Below are 19,786 nucleotides of genomic sequence, written 5' to 3'. Positions count from 1 at the left end.
GAGCCGCGCAATGACATCGGACCAGCGACCGCCACCGGCGCCGACCCTTGGCGAGGTGATCACGACGTTCCGCGAGGATCAGGCCCCCTGGGCGGCGATGGCGGGTATCATCGCCACCGTTACCGTCTTTGCCGTGGCGCAGGGGCTCACCTATCCGCTGCTCAGCTTCATCCTGGAGCGGCAGCGGACGGCACCCGCCCTGATCGGCCTGTCAGCGGCCATGACGCCGCTGGGGTTCATCCTGTCGGCGCCTCTGATCCCGATGCTTTCGCGGCGGCTGGGCGGTGCCCGGCTCGCGATCCTCTGTTCGGTGCTGGCCGCCAGCACGCTTGCCGCCATTGCGTGGACTGAGGACGTCTGGGCCTGGATGCCGCTTCGCTTTCTGCTGGGCGTCTTCGCCAATCCGCTATCCGTGATCAGCGAGACCTGGCTGGTGGCCATTGCGCCCGCGTCCCGCCGGGGCCGCATCATGGGTCTCTATTCCTCGGTCGTTTCAGCCGGTTTCGCCATAGGGCCGCTGTCGCTCGGGATGGTCGGAACGGCGGGCTGGTCGCCGTTCCTGATCGGCATCGTGGCCTTTGTCGCCTGCGGCCTGATCTTGCTTGCCCTCGTGTCGCGCCTGCCGGCGGTGCCGCAGGATGGGGAAGCAACGTCCGTCGCCGGGTTTTTCGCGCTGGCGCCTTTGCTGCTGTTTGCGGTCGCAACGGCTGCGGCCTTCGAGCAGACCCTGCTTTCGCTGCTTGCGGTCTATGGCGCAGCGCTTGGCAGCAATGAGGAGCGCGTCGCGCCGCTCATGACCTGCTTCATTGCCGGCAACGCGTCGTTGCAGATCCTGCTCGGGCGCCTCTCCGAACGCAGGGGATCGACGCAGACGATGCTGTTCTGCGTGCTTTCCTCCCTGGCCGGCTGCCTGCTGCTGCCATGGCTGTTCGAAAGCTGGCTCATCTGGCCGCTTGTTTTCGTCTGGGGCGGGGTGACGTTCGGGATCTATACTCTGTCGCTGATCCAGCTCGGCGAGCGGTTCAGCGGCCTGACCCTGATCGCCGGCAACGCCGCCTTTGCCTTCGCCTGGGGCCTTGGCGGCATGGTTGGCTCGCCAGCAACGGGACTTGTCATGCAAGTGACGGGACACCACGGGTTGCCGTTGTCACTCGGCCTGCTCTGCGCCGTCCTTGCGGGGCTATTGGTCGTCGCGAGAAGGCGCGGCTGAGGCGCGCGCCGGTCCGCCTGCCTTTTGCCGGCAAGCTCAAATCAGGACGAACAGCACGAGCAGAGCCACGATGACCGCCAGCACGACGAAGCCCGTATGGGTCCGGCGTGCCGGGTCAAGCGGCGAGCGATAGAGGCTCTGCAAGAACGACATGGGCACCTCGGAGGTCGCGCCATGTCCCTCGCCCTGCTTGATGTCCTTGGCAATAGCTTCGGCCGCATCCTCGCTCAAGGGCGGCCTGTTCACTCCCGACGTCATGGAACTCATCCTCCGGCAGTAAAACCGGGCACATGGTGAGCCGGATCTGCGACGAAGGCAACGGGCTAAGTCTGACTTGCAGCCAGATGCAAAAAAGCCGGGTCATCTGCCCGGCTTTTTCCATTCTCGGATGGCGCAAAATGCGTCCTGCGGCGTCTCAGCGCTTGGCCCAGAGCACCTTGAATCGGGCGTTGCGGCAGGTCTCGCCGTATTCCTTGGAATTTTCCGCCAGCACCTGCTCGTAGGGAAGACCACGATTGGCGACCATCATCAGCTTGCCACCCTGCTTCAGCGCCTTCAGCGCCGTCTTGATGATGGCGACGCCGAGCGACGGCTCAGCCGCGTGGCCTTCATGGAAGGGCGGGTTCATGACGATGAGGTCGTACTTGTCGCGCGGCTCTTCGCTCGTCAGGTCGAACCAGTAGAAACGGGCCGGCATGCGCGGCGCGTTCGCCATCATGTTGACGCGGGCCGCCTCGAGCGCCTCGTGATCGGCCTCGAAGAGATCGACCCCCTTGGTACCCGGTGAAGCTTCAGCAAGCTTGGCTGCGAGATAGCCCCAGCCAGCGCCGAAATCGGCGGCGTGGCCATGGAAATCGTTCGGAAGACGCGACGCCAGCAGCTCGGAGCCCGCATCGATGCGGTCGTGCGAGAACATGCCGGGCGAGGCCTCGAACAGACCGTCGACGCGTACCGGCACCTTGGCAAGCTTTTGTACTGCGTCGGTGACATCTTCCGGGCGAGTGAACCAGAAGGCGACGCCGTGATACTTCGGCAGATGGTCGCCGTCCCATTCGAACTTGGCGATGCGCTTCTTCAGCGACTGGATGCCGTCTTCCTTGCCGCCGGCAACGACGATCAGACCGCCCTCGCGCGTGCGCTTCAGCGCCTCGGCGATCCGGTCTTCGTTCTCGCCCTTGTGCTTGCCGCAGAGGATCAGCGTGACGTCGTAGTCCTCGCCGGTGATTTCAGGCGCCACGTCGGCGCGGGCGGCTTCCAGGGCGCGATAGAGCGGCCGCAGCGGCTGCACCGCCGAGATTGACGCCTCGAAGCCCTGCGGCAGCCTGTAGCCCGCCTCGGCGCCGAGGAACAGCACGCGCTCGCCCTCGCCCGGCGGGTCGATCACGCCGCTGTCGAACGGGTAAAACAGGGTCTTCAACGAATCTCGGCTCATCGGTCTATCCGTCATCTTCCTACAAGAAAGGGGCGCGGAGCGATCCGCCCCGCGCCCCGAATGCATTCGGGTGAAGCGCGCTTATTCAGCGGCTTCGCCGTCGCCCTTCTTTTCAGACTTTTCGGCAACGATTTCCTTGCCGGTGGCCTGGTCAACGACCTTCATCGACAGGCGAACCTTGCCGCGCTCGTCGAAGCCCATGAGCTTGACCCAAACCTTGTCGCCTTCCTTGACGACGTCGGTCGTCTTGGCGACGCGCTCGGAGGCGAGCTGCGAGATGTGGACGAGACCGTCACGGGCGCCGAAGAAGTTGACGAAGGCGCCGAAGTCGGCGGTCTTCACAACGGTACCTTCGTAGACCTGGCCGACTTCCGGTTCGGCAACGATCGAGTGGATCCACTTGCGGGCCGCTTCGATTTCCTTGCCGGACGAGGAGGCGATCTTCACGGTGCCGTCGTCTTCGATGTTGATCTTGGCGCCGGTCTTTTCGACGATTTCGCGGATGACCTTGCCGCCCGAACCGATGACTTCGCGGATCTTGTCGACCGGAATGTTCATGACTTCGATGCGCGGGGCGAACTCGCCGAGCTGGCCACGGCTTTCGGAAATGGCCTTGGCCATTTCGCCGAGGATGTGGAGACGGCCGCCCTTGGCCTGGTTGAGCGCGATGCCCATGATCTCTTCGGTGATGCCCTCGATCTTGATGTCCATCTGGAGCGAGGTGATGCCGGCGTCGGTACCGGCAACCTTGAAGTCCATGTCGCCGAGGTGGTCTTCGTCGCCGAGAATGTCGGAGAGAACGGCGAAGCGCTCATCTTCCTTGATCAGGCCCATGGCGATACCGGCAACCGGCTTTGCGAGCGGAACGCCGGCGTCCATGAGAGCGAGCGAGGTGCCGCAGACGGTGGCCATCGAGGACGAGCCGTTGGACTCGGTGATCTCGGAAACGACGCGCAGCGTGTAGGGGAACTGCTCGGCTTCCGGGAGCATCGGGCGGATAGCGCGCCAGGCGAGCTTGCCGTGACCGATTTCGCGGCGGCCCGGGGAGCCCATGCGGCCGGTTTCGCCGACCGAGAAGGGCGGGAAGTTGTAGTGCAGCATGAAGCGTTCTTTGTACATGCCGGTCAGGCTGTCGACGTACTGTTCGTCTTCGCCGGTGCCGAGCGTGGCAACGACGATCGCCTGCGTTTCGCCGCGGGTGAACAGCGCCGAACCGTGGGTGCGCGGCAGAACGCCGACTTCCGACACGATCGGGCGAACGGTTTCCAGATCGCGGCCGTCGATGCGGCTCTTGGTGTCGAGGATGTTCCAGCGAACGATCTTGGCCTGCAGGTGCTTGAAGACGGCGCCGATTTCTTCGGCCGAATGGGCCGGGTTCTCGATGCCCTCGGGCAGGAAGTGTGCCTTCACCTTGGCCTTGACGGCGTCGACGGCAGCGTAACGGGCAGCCTTCTCGGTGATCTTGTAGGCGTTGCGCAGCTCGTCTTCGGCAAGCGAGAGCATGGCGTTTTCGAGAGCGGAATGATCTTCGGCTTCGAATTCGCGCGGCTCCTTGGCAGCGACTTCAGCGAGCTTGATGATGGCGTCGATGACCGGCTGGAAGCCCTTCTGACCGAAGACGACGGCGCCGAGCATAACGTCTTCCGGCAGTTCCTTGGCTTCGGATTCGACCATCAGCACCGCTTCCTGGGTGCCGGCGACGACGAGGTCGAGGGTCGATTCGTCCATCTCGTCGAGATGCGGGTTCAGAACGTACTGGCCGTTGATGTAGCCGACGCGCGCGCCACCGATCGGGCCCATGAAGGGGATGCCCGACAGCGTCAGCGCTGCAGAAGCGGCGACCATCGACAGGACGTCGGGGTTGTTTTCGAGGTCATGCTGCATGACCGTGACGATGACCTGGGTGTCGTTCTTGTAGCCATCGGGGAAGAGCGGACGGATCGGACGGTCGATCAGGCGCGAGACGAGCGTTTCGTTTTCGCTCGGACGACCTTCGCGCTTGAAGTAGCCACCCGGGATCTTGCCGGCGGCGTAGGTCTTTTCCTGGTAGTTGACGGTCAGCGGGAAGAAGTCCTGGCCCGGCTTCGGCGACTTGGCCGAAACGACGGTGGCGAGAACGACGGTTTCGCCGTAGGTGGCGAGAACGGCGCCGTCAGCCTGACGGGCGATCTTGCCGGTTTCGAGCTTGAGCGGACGCCCAGCCCATTCGATTTCAACCTTGTGGGTATCGAACATGTTCTGTCCTTCGTGTGCGGCGGACCTCTCCGCGGCTGTTACAGCGCGGGCGGTCGAAGGGCCGCATGAAATGGCGCATCACGGGCAAGACAACGGGAGGCTTCACGCTTTAATCGGCTGTTTTCCGCTTTGCCCGACCATCCGCTTTCAGCGGCGTTTCCGGCAAGCAGGGGCCGAAGCATCCTGCAATCCTGCCCCATGACGGGCCATCGGTTGATCCGCGATACCGGCCCATCCGGCTCGCTGGATTCTCTCGTTTAGCCACGTTCCTATGCGGCTGGAGAGTTTAATCGTCGAGCGTTCAACGCTCCATAAAAAAGCCGGCGGGCCGCAAAGACCCGCCGGATAAGTCGCTTAGCGACGGATGCCCAGGGCACCGATCAGCTTGGTGTAGCGCGCTTCGTCTTTCTTCTTCAGATAGTCGAGGAGCGAACGACGGCTGGAAACCATCGCGAGCAGACCACGGCGGGAATGGTTATCCTTCTTGTGGCCCTTGAAGTGTTCGGTCAGGTTGTTGATCCGTTCCGTCAGGATAGCAACCTGGACTTCCGGAGAACCGGTGTCGCCTTCAACGGTTGCAAATTCCTTGATGAGCTGAGCCTTACGCTCTGCAGCAATCGACATCGGATGATCCTTTCGATTTCGAGGATTTCGGGACGCCGTCAGCCGGGATGTCGTCCAGCTGCGGCCGTGAATGCAACGGGCATGCGCCTTTTGCTGGCGTGCCTATAAACGAATTGGATGAAAAAGGAAAGGGTCATGGACCGGCGCCCGGGAGGGCCGGCGGAAGGCCTCAATTGCCGGTCGGGAACGGGTGCATCGGCGGCGATTTCATTCGGCCGCGATCGGGAGGAGTTCGGCCCCGATCGAGGGACAAAAAGTGACGGCGGCAGGTCATGGCGCGTCATCCCCTTCGGCCGGTCGCGGCACGGTGATCCGCCACTCGATGCCGTCGGCATGCATCATCCGCTCGAGCCCCGCATTCAGGGCCATGCCGAGCATGCGTTCGAGCACGAGCGTGCCAAACCCCTTGCGGATCGGATCAGAGGGCTTGCCCGCGAGATCGGCCCCCTCCTCCCGCCAGCGTATGGCAATGCCCTCATCCTCCAGCGACCAGCTCAGCTTGACGACGCCTGAGGTGTTGGCGAGCGCGCCATATTTGGTCGCATTGGTCGCGAGCTCGTGCAGCGCCATGCCGAGCGTCTGGGCGATCTGGGTCTCGAGCCGCAAGGGCGGGCCGGACAGGATCACCCGCCTCGGATCGTCAGGCGTGAATGGCTGCAGCTGGTTCTGGGCCAGTTCCCGGAAATCGACCCCTTGGGCGGCGTTGGCGATCATAAGGTCGGTGGAGCGGGCGAGCCCGGCGATGCGCTTGCGGAAACTGTCGGCGAAATCAGCGGCACTCTCGGCCGAATAGACCGACTGGTTCAGCATGGACTGGATCACCGTCAGCTGGTTCTTCGAGCGGTGCGCCACCTCGCGCATCAAGAAACGGATTTCGCTCTCCGCCTTGGTGCGCGCGGCCGCCGCACGGGCCAGAGCTGCCGAGACCTGTTCGACCTCGGCGATCATATGCGGGCGCGGCTCGATCCGCTCGCCGGCGCCAAGGCGGCGGGCATCCTGCGCCACGAGCTTGACGCCCTGCGACAACAGCCGCGCGATTGCCAGCGAACCGGCGATCGCGATGCCGGCAAAGATGATGCCGCCGAGCGAAAGCCACAGGAACGACCAGACGGCCGGCGCATCGACGATCGCCCGCGGCGCCCAGGCGATGATCCGCCAGCCGGTGATCACCGAGAATTCGGTCGCCACCCGGTACTCCGTGCCGTTCTCCTTGATGTTGCGAACGCCGATGCTGATCGCCGGAACCTTGTCGAGGAAGAACGGCTCCCCGGCCTTGACCGCCGCGTCCGAGGAGATGATGACCTTTCCCGCGCCGTCGACGAGGGCCGCGTTCCAACCAGGCGACAGCGTATCGCGGTTGACGGCCTTGGCCATGTTCTCAGCGTTTTGCGTCAACGCCAGCAGATACTCCTCACCGGTCGAGAGTTTTGCCGGCAGATAAACGTTGAACACCCATTTTCCGGCGGTCTTGCCGAAGAAGACGTTGGAGACGAGCGGCGCGCCGCTATTGGTGAAGGCGCGCTCGATGGAGTCCGCATCCGACCCCTTGCCAAGCTGAGTGCCGAAGGGGACGCGGGTGTTAAGCCGCTGCTCGTGCTTGCGATCGATGACGATCAGGTAGGAATCCGTCTGCGCGAGCGCCGTCGAGGCTCTCTCGTAGAAGGCTTGCAAATTGTCGTCCTCGATCGCCCGCGAGGTCGACAGCACCTTCAGCGTCGTCAACATGCCCTCGATATCGCGCTCGACGATGCGCGTCACCGATCCGGTCGAGGCCTGCAGCAGCGAGGTGATGACCTGTTCCTGCGCGTCGACGCTGCGCTTCAGCACGACCAGCGAAAAGATGAAGGCCGGAACGATGGCGACCAGCAGCAGCGACGTCAGATAGAAACTGAACGGGCGGGTCAGCCGATGACGGGCGCGATCAACCATCGCCGCCAGGCCATCGCTTGCCCTGCGCTTTCCTTCCTCCGTCACACCGGTCACCTGCAACATCCCTTGCGGTTCCCTGCCGGTGGCATCAACGCCTTCGGCGCACGCCGCCGCAAGCGGCGCAACCGCCAAACGGCAACGAAACGCGATACGGAAACGGAATCACCTCGGATGGACTGGGAACCCATGCCGGGATCATGCGTCAAGGATAAAGCAAAGGCAAATGGTTCCGGGTGCTTAGCTTCCGGCGAAGACGCGCTTGGGGCGGAATTCGCCCTCGGCGATCTCACCGATCGCGACCAGCTTGCCGCGCGCCGTGGCATAGGCCTCGGGCGTCGCCAGCGGTGCGTCGCGGCCGCGCAGGATAATGGGATTGCCCATCCTGAGACGGTGCGCCTGGTCGTCATTGACAGGCACGTGCGGCAGGCTGGAAAGCGCCTCGCCGGTCTCGATCAGATAGGCGTCGAGTGCCGCCAGACGTTCCTGGTCGTCCTCGATCTTTTCCAACGCCACCAGGTCAGAAAGCGGCACCATGTCCTCTTCGCCGAAGGGCGCGACGAAGGTGCGTCGCAGCGACGCGATGTGGCCGAAACAGCCGAGGTCGCGGCCCATGTCGCGGGCGAGCGAGCGCACATAAGTGCCCTTGCCGCATTCGATTTCGAAGTGGGCCAGGTTGGGTGCGGCACCCAGCAGAGTCAGCCGGTGGACCTCGACCTCGCGGGCCGGGATTTCGACCGTCTCGCCGTCGCGGGCGAGATCATAGGCGCGCTCGCCATCGATCTTGATCGCCGAGAACTGCGGCGGCACCTGGCTGATGACGCCGGTGTATTTCGGCAGAAGCGCGCGGATTGCCTCTTCGTTCGGCCGTTCGGCCGAGGAATGGGTTGCTTCGCCTTCGAGATCGTCGGTGGAGCGTTCCTCGCCCCAGGCGACGGTGAATTCGTAGATCTTGCGGCCGTCCATGACGTAAGGAACGGTCTTCGTCGCATCGCCAAGCGCGATCGGCAACATGCCGGAGGCCAGCGGATCGAGCGTGCCGGCATGGCCGGCCTTCTGGGCCTTGAACAGCCACTTGATCTTCGAGACGGCTTCGGTGGAGCCGAAGTCGAGCGGCTTGTCGAGGATCAGCCAGCCCGAGATCGGGCGGCCCTTGGGCTTACGCGGTTTGGACATGAAATCTACTATTCTTCGTCTTCGCTGGTCTGGTCGAGATCGCGGCTGACTTCCGGCGAACGCAAGAGCTCGTCGATCTTCTTGTAATTGTCGAAGCTCGTATCGTCGCGGAAACGAACGTCGGGCATGTATTTCATCTGCCGGAGCTGCGGACCGAGGCGGCCGCGAATGTACTTGGCATTGCGGTTGAGCGCGTCGATGACCTCGGCATGGTTGGGCACGCCAAGCGGCGTGACATAGGCCGTGGCGATCTTCAGATCTGGTGACATGCGCACCTCCGAAATCGCGATGACGGTCTTCTCGATCACCGGATCGCGGACCTCGCCGCGTTGCAGAACCTGGGTGATGGCAGCGCGCACCTGTTCGCCGACGCGCAGCATGCGCTGGGAGGGGGCAGAGGATGTGGCTTTGCTCATGGTCGTTGCTTTCCAAGGTATTGCGCCCGCTCGGGGCGGCAAACCGTTTTACTCTTCAGCGTAATATACCTTCCGTGCCTCAGGCACGGGTAGCTCTGATTGCCTGCGCCCGCTTTCTTCGACGCAGTCCCAGAAAGACACCCGTAGCCGTCAACACGAGCGCGGACAGCAGTTGGATCAGTTCGAACTGCGGATGTGCGCAACCCTCATTGATGGCCGACTGCCATAACTGGTGCTCGGCATCTCCCCAGGACGTGATGGCCACCAGGAGGAGGAGGCTGCCGAGAAGGCTCCCGACCCAAAGCAGCGCCCGAAGGCGCAAAACCGCTGAACCGGTAACGAGACAGAAAAGCGCCGCCAGGCCGACCCAATTGGTCAGAAAAGCGGCCACCTCGTTGAGAACCGAGAATTTCTGACCATCCCATTCGGGATAGATCTTGTCGCAGACTTCCGCGAAGGCCGGCGTCCACCAAAACGACACAACAGCGGCCAGGGCCGCCGTTGTGCAGATTTGCCGGGCTTTCAGGCCCATTAGAGCGTCCGGGTGATATGCTCGACGCGGAAGCACTCGATCGTATCGCCGGCGCGGATGTCTTCGTAGTTCTCGAAGGCCATGCCGCATTCCTGACCGACATTGACTTCCGAGACTTCGTCCTTGAAGCGCTTGAGGGTCTTGAGCTTGCCTTCGTGGATAACGACGTTGTCGCGAACCAGACGGACACCGACGCCACGCTCGACCTTGCCTTCGGTGACGCGGCAACCCGCGACCTTGCCGACCTTGGTGATGTTGAACACCTCCAGGATCTCGGCGTTGCCGAGGAAGGTTTCGCGACGCTCCGGCGAGAGCAGGCCCGACATCGCCGCCTTCACGTCATCTACCAGATCGTAGATGATGTTGTAGTAGCGGATTTCGATGCCGGCACGCTCGGCGGCCGAACGGGCCTGCGAGTTGGCGCGGACGTTGAAGCCGATGATCGCGGCGTTCGATGCCTCGGCGAGCGAGATATCGGACTCGGTGATACCGCCGGCACCCGAATGCACGATGCGCGCACGCACTTCGTCGGTTCCGAGCTTGTCGAGAGCACCGGCGATCGCTTCGATCGAACCCTGCACGTCGCCCTTGATGACCAGCGGGAACTCCTTGAGGCCGGAGGTCTGGAGCTGGGTCATCATCTGCTCGAGCGAACCGCGCGAGCCGGACTGACGGGCAACCTGCTTCTCGCGGGCGAGACGCTGGCGGTACTCGGAGATCTCGCGAGCACGGCTTTCGTTCTCGACGACGGCGAACTTGTCGCCGGCTGCCGGCGTACCGGACAGGCCGAGAACCTCGACCGGCATGGACGGACCGGCTTCCTTGACGTGTTCGCCCTTGTCGTTGACGAGCGCGCGCACACGGCCCCACTGATCACCGGCGACGATGATCTGGCCCGGACGCAACGTGCCCTTCTGTACGAGGACGGTGGCAACCGCACCGCGACCGCGGTCAAGCTCGGCTTCCACGACCGTACCTTCGGCCGTCCGATTCGGATTGGCGCGCAGGTCGAGGATTTCTGCCTGAAGCAGGATCGCTTCGAGCAGCTTGTCGAGGTTGGTGCCGTTCTTGGCGGACACTTCCACGTCGAGGACTTCACCGCCCATGGATTCGACGAAGACTTCGTGCTGCAGCAGCTCGGTGCGAACCTTCTGCGGATTTGCCGACGGCTTGTCGACCTTGTTGATCGCCACGATGATCGGAACACCGGCCGCCTTGGCGTGGTTGATCGATTCGATCGTCTGCGGCATCACGCTGTCGTCAGCCGCAACCACCAGGATCGCGATGTCGGTCGCCTGGGCACCGCGAGCACGCATGGCGGTGAACGCCGCGTGGCCGGGGGTGTCGATGAAGGTGATCTTGTTGCCGTTCTGCTCGACCTGGTAGGCGCCGATGTGCTGGGTGATGCCACCGGCTTCGCCGGCCACCACGTTGGCGTGGCGGATCGCATCGAGCAGCGAGGTCTTGCCGTGGTCGACGTGCCCCATGATCGTGACGATCGGCGGACGCGGTTCCATTTCTTCGTCCGTGTCCGAAACGTTGAAGATGCCCTCTTCGACGTCGGATTCCGAAACGCGCTTGACCGTGTGGCCGAATTCGCCGGCGATGAGTTCGGCCAGGTCGGCATCGATCAGATCGCCGGGCTTCATCATCTGACCTTCCTTCATCAGGAACTTGATGACGTCAACGGCGCGCTCAGACATGCGCTGCGACAGCTCCTGAATGGTGATGGTCTCGGGCAGGATGACTTCGCGCGAAATCTTCTCGCGGGTTTCCTGCATCTGGCTGCGCTTGAACTTCTCCTGGCGGCGACGCATGGCCGACAGCGAACGGGCGCGCTGGCCGCTATCCTCGTCGGCAGCGGTGGTCAGTGTCAGCTTGCCCTGGCGGCGACCGTCGTCGCCCTTCGGGCGGGCCGGAACCTTGGCAGGCTCGGGACGCACGACCTTGCCGCGCGCCGGACCTGCGCCGGGACGCGGACCACGATCGTCATCCTTTTCGTTGTCGACCTTACGGCCGCGCAGTGCGCCGGCCGGAGCCGGGGTCGGAAGTCCACCTGCCTGGTCGGCGGGCCGTCCGGCCTGCGGGCGGCTGTCAACGCGACGCTCGGTGGAAGCCGGTGCGCGAGCAGCCACGGGGCGCTCTTCAACAACCTCTGCGGCCTTAACTTCGGCTTTGGCTTCGGGCTCGGCCGCCGCGCGGGCTGCTTCCTCGGCAGCGCGGCGTGCGGCTTCTTCCTTCTCCTGCTGGAGACGGGCTTCTTCCTCACGCTTGCGGCGTGCTTCGTTCTCAGCGCGGATGACCGCTTCTTCGGCGTCCCGGATCTGGGCTTCGGCCAGAGCACGGCGGCGCGCATCGATCTCACCGGCGGATAGCTGATTCAGAACGACACCGACGCGCGGACGATTGGCCTGGTTGGCTTCCTGACGCGTCGAATGCTGCTGCGGCTGCGGTGCCGGGCGACCCGAAGGCTGCGGCTGAGCCGGGCGCTGATCGGCCGGGCGCGCAGCGGGAGCTGCAGCAACCGGTGTGATCGGACGCTCGTCCTTGGGGCGGTGGAAGGGGCGTTTCTTGGTTTCGACCACGACCGCCTTGGTGCGGCCACGGCCCATGTCCTGACGCACGGTCCCCTGCGAAACCCCGTGGGGCTTCAGGGTCAGCGTCTTCTTGCCCGCTGCGCTGCCTGTCTTGTCGTCGTTGTTGTCGGTCATTCCGTTCCGTTCCTAGCGATCAGGGCCGGATGCGTATCACCTGACCCTGTCTTCCAAATTGTCTCAAACAATGTACGCGATGCCAGACTGTGCCGGTGACGCGGGTCATTGCTGTGGCTTGCCAGCGCCGCCGTCGGCCCGGACCGGGACGGATCCTCGGTACTTTTCGAGCATGATTGCGCGCTTCACTACACCTTCACCCGCCTGCCCTGCAAGCGCTGCGGCATGGATAAAAGCATTACTTCCTAAAAGGCCCTCCATTTCCGCCCCGGTGAAGGGACGGAACGAAGGTATTTCCATTTCATCGTCGGCCACAAAGCTCATCGCCTTGCGGGCCTGGTCTATCTTGCGCACGCCGTCGGCCGCAGCGTCGGACGCATGAAACACGGCGAGTGCCGCCAGTCCCCTGACGGCCTGCTCCGTCTTCGTTGCGCCGGAGATGAACTGGGCCGCCTTGCGCGCCATGTTCATCATTCCGGCCAGTTGCTCGGCGAGCAGCCGGTCGACATCGTCGGCGAGCGTCGCGTCGGCCTTGACGTCCGCCTTCAGGGCGCGGGCGAAGAACTTCTTCGCCACCGCCTTCTCAATCAGCGCCCGCTCGGCCTTGACCCAGCAGCCGCGCCCCGGAAGCTGACGCTTCAGATCGGGAACGACGCGACCGTCTGGCCCAGCCACGAAGCGGATCAACTCGTCTGGCGAACCGCTTTCACGAGTGACGATGCAGGTCCGCGTGCCGCCGCTGCGATCCTTCGGCCCCCCATCCGTGGGCAGGGCGTCCGAAGGCAGGCTGTCGGCATGATCAGAGGCGATCATCGTCCTTAAGCGTCCTGCTCGGCGCCTTCGGCAACGTCGATCGGCTCTTCACCTTCGACCTCTTCGCTTGCCAGGTCCTCTTGCGTGATCCAGCCGGCTGCGAGGCGGGCCTGAACGATCATGGCTTCGGCTTCGGCGCGCGAGACGTCGAACTTCGAGAAGGTGCCTTCGAAACGCTTGGTCTCGCCGTCCTTGCGTTCGCTCCAGCCGACGAGATCGTCAGCGGCGCAACCAGCAAAGTCCTCGACCGTCTTGATGCCTTCTTCGCCCAGCGCAACGAGCATCTGGCTCGTCAGGCCGTCGATTGAGCGCAGTTCGTCGGCAACGCCGAGTTCGCGGCGCTTGGCATCCATTTCCGCCTCGATCCGGTCCAGGTACTCGCGAGCGCGGGTCTGGATTTCGTTGGCGGTCTCGTCGTCGAAACCGTCGATCGACGCAATTTCGTCGAGATCGACATAGGCAAGCTCCTCAACGGCGGCAAAGCCTTCCGAAGCCAGCACCTGACCGACCATTTCGTCGACGTCGAGCGCATCCATGAAGAGGTTGGTGCGCTCGGTGAATTCCTTCTGGCGGCGCTCGCTCTCTTCCTGCTCGGTCAGGATGTCGATATCCCAGCCGGTCAGCTGCGAAGCGAGGCGAACGTTCTGGCCGCGTCGGCCGATGGCGAGCGACAGCTGCTCGTCGGGAACGACCACTTCGATGCGCTCGGCGTCTTCGTCGAGAACGACCTTGGCGACTTCCGCCGGCTGCAGCGCGTTGACGATGAACGACGCCGGATCCTGCGACCACGGAATGATGTCGATCTTTTCGCCCTGCAACTCGCCGACGACGGCCTGAACGCGCGAACCGCGCATACCGACGCAGGCGCCGACCGGATCGATCGAGCTATCGTTGGAGACGACCGCGATCTTGGCGCGCGAACCCGGGTCGCGGGCAACCGACTTGATCTGGATGATGCCGTCGTAAATTTCAGGCACTTCCATGGTGAAGAGCTTCACCATGAACTGCGGATGGGTACGCGACAGGAAGATCTGCGGGCCGCGCTGTTCGCGGCGAACGTCGTAGACGAAGGAGCGGACGCGATCACCGTAGCGCATGTTTTCGCGCGGGATCATCTCGTCGCGACGGATGATGCCTTCGCCACGGCCGAGGTCGACGATGACGTTGCCGTATTCGACGCGCTTGACCGTGCCGTTGACGATTTCGCCGACGCGATCCTTGAACTCGTCGAACTGACGGTCGCGCTCGGCCTCACGCACCTTCTGCACGATGACCTGCTTGGCCGACTGGGCGGCGATGCGGCCAAAATCCATCGGCGGCAGCGGGTCGGCGATGAAGTCACCGAGCTTGGCGTCCGGATTGCGATCGCGAGCAAGCTCGAGCGGGATCTGCGTGGAGTAGTCGTCAGCCTTCTCGACCACTTCCAGAAGACGCTGCAGGCGGATTTCGCCAGTCTTGGAGTTGATGTCGGCGCGGATGTTCGATTCCGACCCATAGCGCGAGCGGGCGGCCTTCTGGATCGCGTCGGCCATCGCGGCCAGAACGATCTCGCGGTCGATCACCTTTTCACGCGCGACAGCATCCGCGATCTGCAGAAGCTCGAGCCGGTTAGCACTGACTGCCATGTCTTGTCTCCGTTGGGTTGCAGGGGGCTTTCAAGCTCCGCCCGACTTATTCCTCAATAGGTGAATCTTCGTCTTCGAAATTCTCGTTCGCGGCACGCGCAGCCTTGGCCTTCTTGTCGGCCGTCAGCGCATCGCGGATCAGATCGTCGGTCAGGATCAGCCGCGCTTCGGAAAGCGTGGTGAACGGGATCACGACGACGGGCTCCTCGCCATAGGCCACCTGGTCGCGCTCAAGCCGGAAACCGTCGTCATCGACAGAAACGATCTTGCCGCGGAACCGCTTGCGGCCATCGACCAGAACCGACGTCTCGCATTTCAGCAGGTGACCCTGCCAGCGGAAGAAGTCGGACTTGCGCACCATCGGGCGGTCGATGCCCGGCGACGACACTTCGAGATGATACGCCTTGTCGATCGGATCTTCCACATCGAGCACCGGCGAAATGGCCTTGGAGATCTCTTCGCAGTCCTCGACGGTCATGGTGCCGTCGGTGCGCTCTGCCATGATCTGCAGCGTCATGCCGTTCTGGCCCGACATGCGCACGCGCACGAGCTGGTAGCCCATCGGCACGATCACCGGCTCGATGATGTCGGCGACGCGTTGGTCGAGACCGGTTTCGGTGATCAGGCGGGGTTCATTTGCATTTTCAGCCGTTGTCGTATCGGACAAACGATCATCTCCTCATCGGACCGGCTAATAAAAAAGAGCGGGTCCTGACGGGCCCACTCTTCATCTACCGATCAAGAATTTGAGGCTCATATACGCCCCATCGCCACAAATTGCAAGGCATTGGGCCGTCCGACGCAAATGGCCGGACGAACCGCCGGCGAGCATCTTCGCCAACAAGGTCAGTTTCAGCGGGTGGCACTTCGCGTTGTCGGGCCTATAACAGGAGACGAACCGCTTCGAGACGACAATCAAGAAACGAAGAGAGAAGACGAGGTGCCAACCCGTATTTCGCCGCTTGCCCCCTTCAAGCACGACATCTTCCGCACGATATGGATCGCGAGCCTCGCCTCCAATTTCGGCGGCCTTATTCAATCGGTCGGGGCCGCCTGGCTGATGACCTCCATTTCCTCGTCGGCGAACATGGTGGCGCTGGTGCAGGCTTCGACCTCGCTGCCGATCATGCTTTTCTCGCTTGTCTCTGGCGCGCTTGCCGACAATTTCGACCGGCGGCGGATCATGCTGGTGGCGCAGTGTTTCATGCTCTTCGTCTCGGCGCTCTTGACGATCTGTGCCTATGTCGGGCTGATCACGCCCTGGCTGCTCCTGCTCTTCACCTTCCTCATCGGCTGCGGCACGGCGCTCAACAACCCATCCTGGCAGGCGTCGGTCGGCGACATGGTTCCGCGCGAAGACCTGCCGGCAGCGGTCGCGCTCAACAGCATGGGCTTCAACATCACCCGAAGCGTCGGCCCGGCGATCGGCGGCGCCATCGTCGCGGCACTCGGTGCGGCGGCTGCCTTCTTCGCCAATACGCTCAGCTATTTCGCCATCCTTTTTGCGCTGGTGCGCTGGCGTCGCGAGGTGCCGACGAGCACGTTGCCGCGCGAGACGCTGGGGCGCGCCATTTCGGCTGGCCTGCGCTACGTCGCAATGTCGCCGAACATCGGCAAGGTTCTCTTGCGCGGCTTCCTCTTCGGCCTTTCGGCAAGCGCCATCCTCGCTCTTCTGCCGCTCGTCGCCCGCGACCTCGTTCAGGGTGGGCCGCTCACCTACGGTCTGATGCTCGGCGCCTTCGGCCTTGGCGCGATCGGCGGGGCGCTGCTCTCCGCCCGCCTGCGCGAGAAGCTTTCGAGCGAAGCGATCGTGCGCATCGCCTTCACCGGATTTGCCGCCAGCGCCGCGATCACGGCCTGGAGCACCTATGCCTGGCTGAGCTGTCTCGTGCTGCTCATCTCCGGCGCCTGTTGGGTGCTGGCGCTGTCGCTGTTCAACACCACGGTGCAGCTGTCGACGCCGCGCTGGGTGGTTGGCCGGGCCCTTTCGCTCTACCAGACCATGACCTTCGGCGGCATTGCCGGCGGCAGCTGGCTCTGGGGTACGGCCGCCGAGCAATATGGCGCGGCCAACGCGTTGATGGGCTCCTGTCTGCTGATGTTCGCCGGCGTCGTGGTCGGCTTCCGCCTGCCCTTGCCGGAATTCACCTCGCTCAACCTCGATCCGCTGAACCGCTTCAACGAGCCGCCGCTCGAACTGGACCTGAAACCGCGCAGCGGCCCGATCGTCATCATGATCGACTACGAAATCGCCGACGACGACATCCCGGAGTTCCTGACCACCATGGCGGAACGGCGGCGTATCCGCATCCGTGACGGCGCCGGACACTGGGCGCTGATGCGCGACCTTGAAAACCCGACCACCTGGACGGAGACCTACCACGTGCCGACCTGGGTCGAATATGTGCGTCACAACCAGCGGCGCACCCAGGCGGACGCGGCCGTCGGCGACAGGCTGACGGCGCTGCATAGCGGCAAAGCACCACCGCGCGTGCACCGGATGATCGAGCGCCAGACGATCGTGCCGACCCATTACGAGCGCTACAAGCGCCAGGTGAATGTGGACATGCACTAGCTTGTGCCGGCCCTCGCGCCGATCTCGACCATGCAACGAAAAAGGCCCCGGTGACGGGGCCTTTTCTTTTCGGCAGTCGGCGCACCAGCGCCTCCGGCTGCAATTGGCTCTACCGCAGCTTCGCCTTCAGCGAAGCATCGGGGAAGCAGGTGGCGGCAAGGCCGCTCTTTGCCTGCCAGTCGCCGAGCGAACGGCGCGTCTTGTAGCCGGGGAGACCATCGACCTTGCCGACGTCGTAGCCCTTGGCAACCAGCGCCTTCTGCATCTTCAGAACGTCCGAGCGCAGCATGTTGCCGACGTCGCCCCACGTGCCGCGGAACGCGCCGCCGCCTGTCGCAATGCGGTCGGCGAGGTTGCCGATGAAGAGCGCGTAGAGGTCGGAGTTGTTGTATTCCTTGAGCACGTAGAAATTCGGCGTGACGATAAACTCCGGCCCATGGCGACCAGCGGGCACCAGCATCATCGAAGATGCGGACAATTCGTGCGACGGAAAGGCGTTGCCGGAAATCCTGACGATCCCCTTGTTCGCCCAACTCGACAGGGGCTGGGCGAGGTCCGGCCCTTCCTGCGCACAGGAGACGGCTTCGGGAATCGATACTTCGAAGCCCCAGTCACGCTCGCGCTGCCAGCCCTTCTTGACCAGATAATTGGCGATCGACGCCAGGCTGTCTGGCACCGAATTCCAGATGTCGCGGCGGCCGTCGCCATCGAAATCGACGGCATATTGCAGGAAGCTCGACGGCATGAACTGCGGCTGACCCATAGCGCCGGCCCAGGAGCCGCGCATCGCCGCCTCGTCGACATCGCCGCTGTCGAGAATGTGCAGTGCCGCGATCAGCTCGCGGCGAAACAGGTCTGGCCGCGTCGACATAAACGCCTTGGTCGCGAGCACATCGACCACCGGATAGGGGATCTTGGCGCGGCCGAAGCCGGATTCGCGGCCCCAGATGGCAACGATCACCGAGCCCGGCACGCCATAGGTGCGCTCGATCTTCTTCAGGGTCGACGCATGGGTGGAAGCCAGGCTGCGGCCGGTGGCGGCGAGCCCCTGCAGACGCTTTTCCGAGAAGTAGTTTCCGGGCGAGGAAAACTCCGCCTGGCTCTGCTTCTGTTCCTTCGGCTTCGGGAAGCCGGGCGGCGCCAGATCCGGCAGGTCCCAGTTGAGCTTCACGTCGGAAAAGGCCGCCTTGAAGGATCCGGCGGAAATGCCGGCCTTCTTCGCCTCCGGCCAGAGATCATTCTGCAGCCAGGTACGAAACTGCGCCTCGACGTCGGCTTTGGTCGAGGCTTGCGCGAGCCCCAGCCAGCCACAGAGCAGCAAGGTCGTCAGTGAAAGAAGTCTCAGCATAAGGCTTCCCCATCGGTTGGATTGCAGCGTCCGAAATGACGCTCAGATCGACGTGCGGGCGCGAAGGGCAGCCGCCAAGGTGCCTTCGTCGAGGTAGTCGAGCTCGCCGCCGACCGGCACGCCATGGGCAAGCCGGGTGATCTTCACCTCCATGCCTTCGAGCTGGTCGGTGATGTAGTGCGCCGTCGTCTGGCCCTCGACGGTGGCATTGACGGCGATGATCAGCTCGCGGACGCCGCCATTGGCGACGCGCTGGACGAGACCCTTGATGTTGAGATCGTCGGGGCCGACGCCGTCGAGCGGCGAGAGCGTGCCGCCGAGCACATGATAGGCGGCGTTCATAGCGCCGGCGCGTTCCAGTGCCCAGAGATCGGACACGTCCTCGACAACGATGAGCACGGCGTGGTCGCGACGCTCGTCCGAACAAACGGTGCAGGGATCGATCGTATCGACATTGCCGCAGCAGGAACAGATGCGGACCTTGCGGTGCGCTTCGCCCATCGCGTCGGCGAGCGGACCCAGCAACTGGTCCTTCTTCTTGACGAGATGCAGGGCGGCGCGGCGCGCCGAACGCGGTCCGAGCCCCGGCACTTTCGCCAGGAGCTGGATGAGTTTTTCGATTTCAGGGCCGGTGACTCGTTTTGCCATGCGGCGCTTTTAGCCCATATCGCGCCGAAACGGAATCGCCTTCGAAACGCCCGCACGCGAAGCGGCGGGTGTCGACGCGGTACCCGGCGGCTACCACCGCCGGCGCGCAAATGCTGCGGGCGGCAGACCGCCCTGCTTCCCGAACCTACTGCCCGGAGACGATCAGAAGGGCAGCTTCATGCCGGGCGGGATCGGCAGGCCGGCAGTCAGTTCGCGGGTCTTTTCCGCCTGCACAGCTTCGGCCTTGTCCTTGGCGTCCTTGTGGGCGGCGACGATCAGGTCTTCGAGGATCTCGACGTCGTCTTCCTTGAACAGCGAGGGATCGATCTTCAGGCTCTTGAGGGTGCCCTTGCCGTCGAGGCGAACGGTGACGAGGCCACCGCCGGAGGTGCCGTCGACTTCGAGCGCGGCGATTTCCGCCTGCATCTTTTCCATCTTGGCCTGCATTTCCTTGACCTTGCCCATCATCCCCATGATGTCGCGCATCGTCGTCTCCTGTCTTTCTGTTTCTGCTC

At 63.7% G+C, this 19,786-nt stretch carries 17 protein-coding genes; 2 read left to right on the top strand and 15 right to left on the bottom strand.

All coding sequences use genetic code 11. The annotated features are described in order from the left end of the window. The first annotated feature begins 10 nt into the window (after positions 1-10). Complete coding sequence (locus tag IB277_RS15535; RefSeq protein ID WP_090296413.1) at positions 11-1,210, top strand: MFS transporter; 1,200 nt, start codon at positions 11-13, stop codon at positions 1,208-1,210. A gap of 36 nt (positions 1,211-1,246) precedes the next feature. On the opposite strand, the gene IB277_RS15530 is transcribed toward IB277_RS15535, so the two are convergent. The 12 genes from IB277_RS15530 to rimP form a co-directional block, all read right to left on the bottom strand. Next, positions 1,247-1,468, bottom strand: a complete 222-nt coding sequence (locus IB277_RS15530) for a hypothetical protein (protein WP_029742372.1) — start codon at positions 1,466-1,468, stop codon at positions 1,247-1,249. A gap of 157 nt (positions 1,469-1,625) precedes the next feature. Further along, positions 1,626-2,642, bottom strand: a complete 1,017-nt coding sequence (locus IB277_RS15525) for a class I SAM-dependent methyltransferase (protein ID WP_060580570.1) — start codon at positions 2,640-2,642, stop codon at positions 1,626-1,628. Positions 2,643-2,723: 81 nt separating this feature from the next. Then, positions 2,724-4,877, bottom strand: coding sequence for a polyribonucleotide nucleotidyltransferase (pnp, locus tag IB277_RS15520; protein WP_029742370.1), 2,154 nt, complete (start codon positions 4,875-4,877; stop codon positions 2,724-2,726). Positions 4,878-5,231: 354 nt separating this feature from the next. Beyond that, complete coding sequence (gene rpsO / locus IB277_RS15515; protein ID WP_029742369.1) at positions 5,232-5,501, bottom strand: 30S ribosomal protein S15; 270 nt, start codon at positions 5,499-5,501, stop codon at positions 5,232-5,234. A 270-nt stretch (positions 5,502-5,771) separates the two neighbouring features. Then, positions 5,772-7,484, bottom strand: a complete 1,713-nt coding sequence (locus IB277_RS15510) for a sensor histidine kinase (RefSeq protein WP_162731790.1) — start codon at positions 7,482-7,484, stop codon at positions 5,772-5,774. Positions 7,485-7,667: 183 nt separating this feature from the next. Then, the gene (truB, locus tag IB277_RS15505) at positions 7,668-8,603 is read right to left on the bottom strand and encodes a tRNA pseudouridine(55) synthase TruB (RefSeq protein WP_090296212.1); all 936 of its coding nucleotides are present in this window, start codon (positions 8,601-8,603) and stop codon (positions 7,668-7,670) included. A gap of 8 nt (positions 8,604-8,611) precedes the next feature. Beyond that, positions 8,612-9,019, bottom strand: a complete 408-nt coding sequence (gene rbfA, locus IB277_RS15500) for a 30S ribosome-binding factor RbfA (protein WP_029742366.1) — start codon at positions 9,017-9,019, stop codon at positions 8,612-8,614. Between the two features lie 79 nt (positions 9,020-9,098). Then, positions 9,099-9,551 (bottom strand): hypothetical protein, encoded by a 453-nt coding sequence (locus tag IB277_RS15495; protein ID WP_110818570.1) that lies wholly within the window; start codon positions 9,549-9,551, stop codon positions 9,099-9,101. Continuing rightward, the gene (gene infB / locus IB277_RS15490) at positions 9,551-12,262 is read right to left on the bottom strand and encodes a translation initiation factor IF-2 (RefSeq protein WP_034804758.1); all 2,712 of its coding nucleotides are present in this window, start codon (positions 12,260-12,262) and stop codon (positions 9,551-9,553) included. Before infB ends, IB277_RS15495 begins: the two co-directional genes overlap by 1 nt. 105 nt (positions 12,263-12,367) lie before the next feature. Then, positions 12,368-13,075, bottom strand: a complete 708-nt coding sequence (locus IB277_RS15485; RefSeq protein ID WP_090296207.1) for an RNA-binding protein — start codon at positions 13,073-13,075, stop codon at positions 12,368-12,370. A 5-nt stretch (positions 13,076-13,080) separates the two neighbouring features. Then, entirely contained in the window at positions 13,081-14,700 is a 1,620-nt protein-coding gene (gene nusA / locus IB277_RS15480; protein WP_029742362.1) for a transcription termination factor NusA, read from the bottom strand. Positions 14,701-14,746: 46 nt separating this feature from the next. Further along, a complete protein-coding gene (gene rimP / locus IB277_RS15475) occupies positions 14,747-15,367 on the bottom strand; it encodes a ribosome maturation factor RimP (RefSeq protein WP_029742361.1) in 621 nt (206 codons plus the stop codon). Positions 15,368-15,640: 273 nt separating this feature from the next. On the opposite strand from rimP, the gene IB277_RS15470 reads away from it, so the two are divergent. Then, positions 15,641-17,275 carry an MFS transporter gene (locus IB277_RS15470; protein WP_029742360.1) on the top strand — a complete coding sequence of 545 codons (1,635 nt, stop codon included), beginning with the start codon at positions 15,641-15,643 and terminating at the stop codon, positions 17,273-17,275. Positions 17,276-17,384: 109 nt separating this feature from the next. On the opposite strand, the gene IB277_RS15465 is transcribed toward IB277_RS15470, so the two are convergent. The 3 genes from IB277_RS15465 to IB277_RS15455 all read right to left on the bottom strand — a co-directional run bounded on the left by IB277_RS15465 (position 17,385) and on the right by IB277_RS15455 (position 19,757). Continuing rightward, the gene (locus tag IB277_RS15465) at positions 17,385-18,623 is read right to left on the bottom strand and encodes a lytic murein transglycosylase (protein WP_090296204.1); all 1,239 of its coding nucleotides are present in this window, start codon (positions 18,621-18,623) and stop codon (positions 17,385-17,387) included. Positions 18,624-18,665: 42 nt separating this feature from the next. Next, entirely contained in the window at positions 18,666-19,271 is a 606-nt protein-coding gene (gene recR / locus IB277_RS15460; protein WP_110818571.1) for a recombination mediator RecR, read from the bottom strand. 162 nt (positions 19,272-19,433) lie between these two features. Then, the gene (locus tag IB277_RS15455) at positions 19,434-19,757 is read right to left on the bottom strand and encodes a YbaB/EbfC family nucleoid-associated protein (RefSeq protein WP_029742357.1); all 324 of its coding nucleotides are present in this window, start codon (positions 19,755-19,757) and stop codon (positions 19,434-19,436) included. Positions 19,758-19,786: the final 29 nt, after the last annotated feature.

Origin of the sequence: Ensifer sp. ENS07 (genome assembly GCF_014852185.1) — a bacterium.
GTDB lineage: Bacteria > Pseudomonadota > Alphaproteobacteria > Rhizobiales > Rhizobiaceae > Ensifer > Ensifer adhaerens.
The sequence above is the reverse complement of the archived record's forward strand: the minus strand, read 5'-3'. Positions and strand labels throughout refer to the sequence as shown.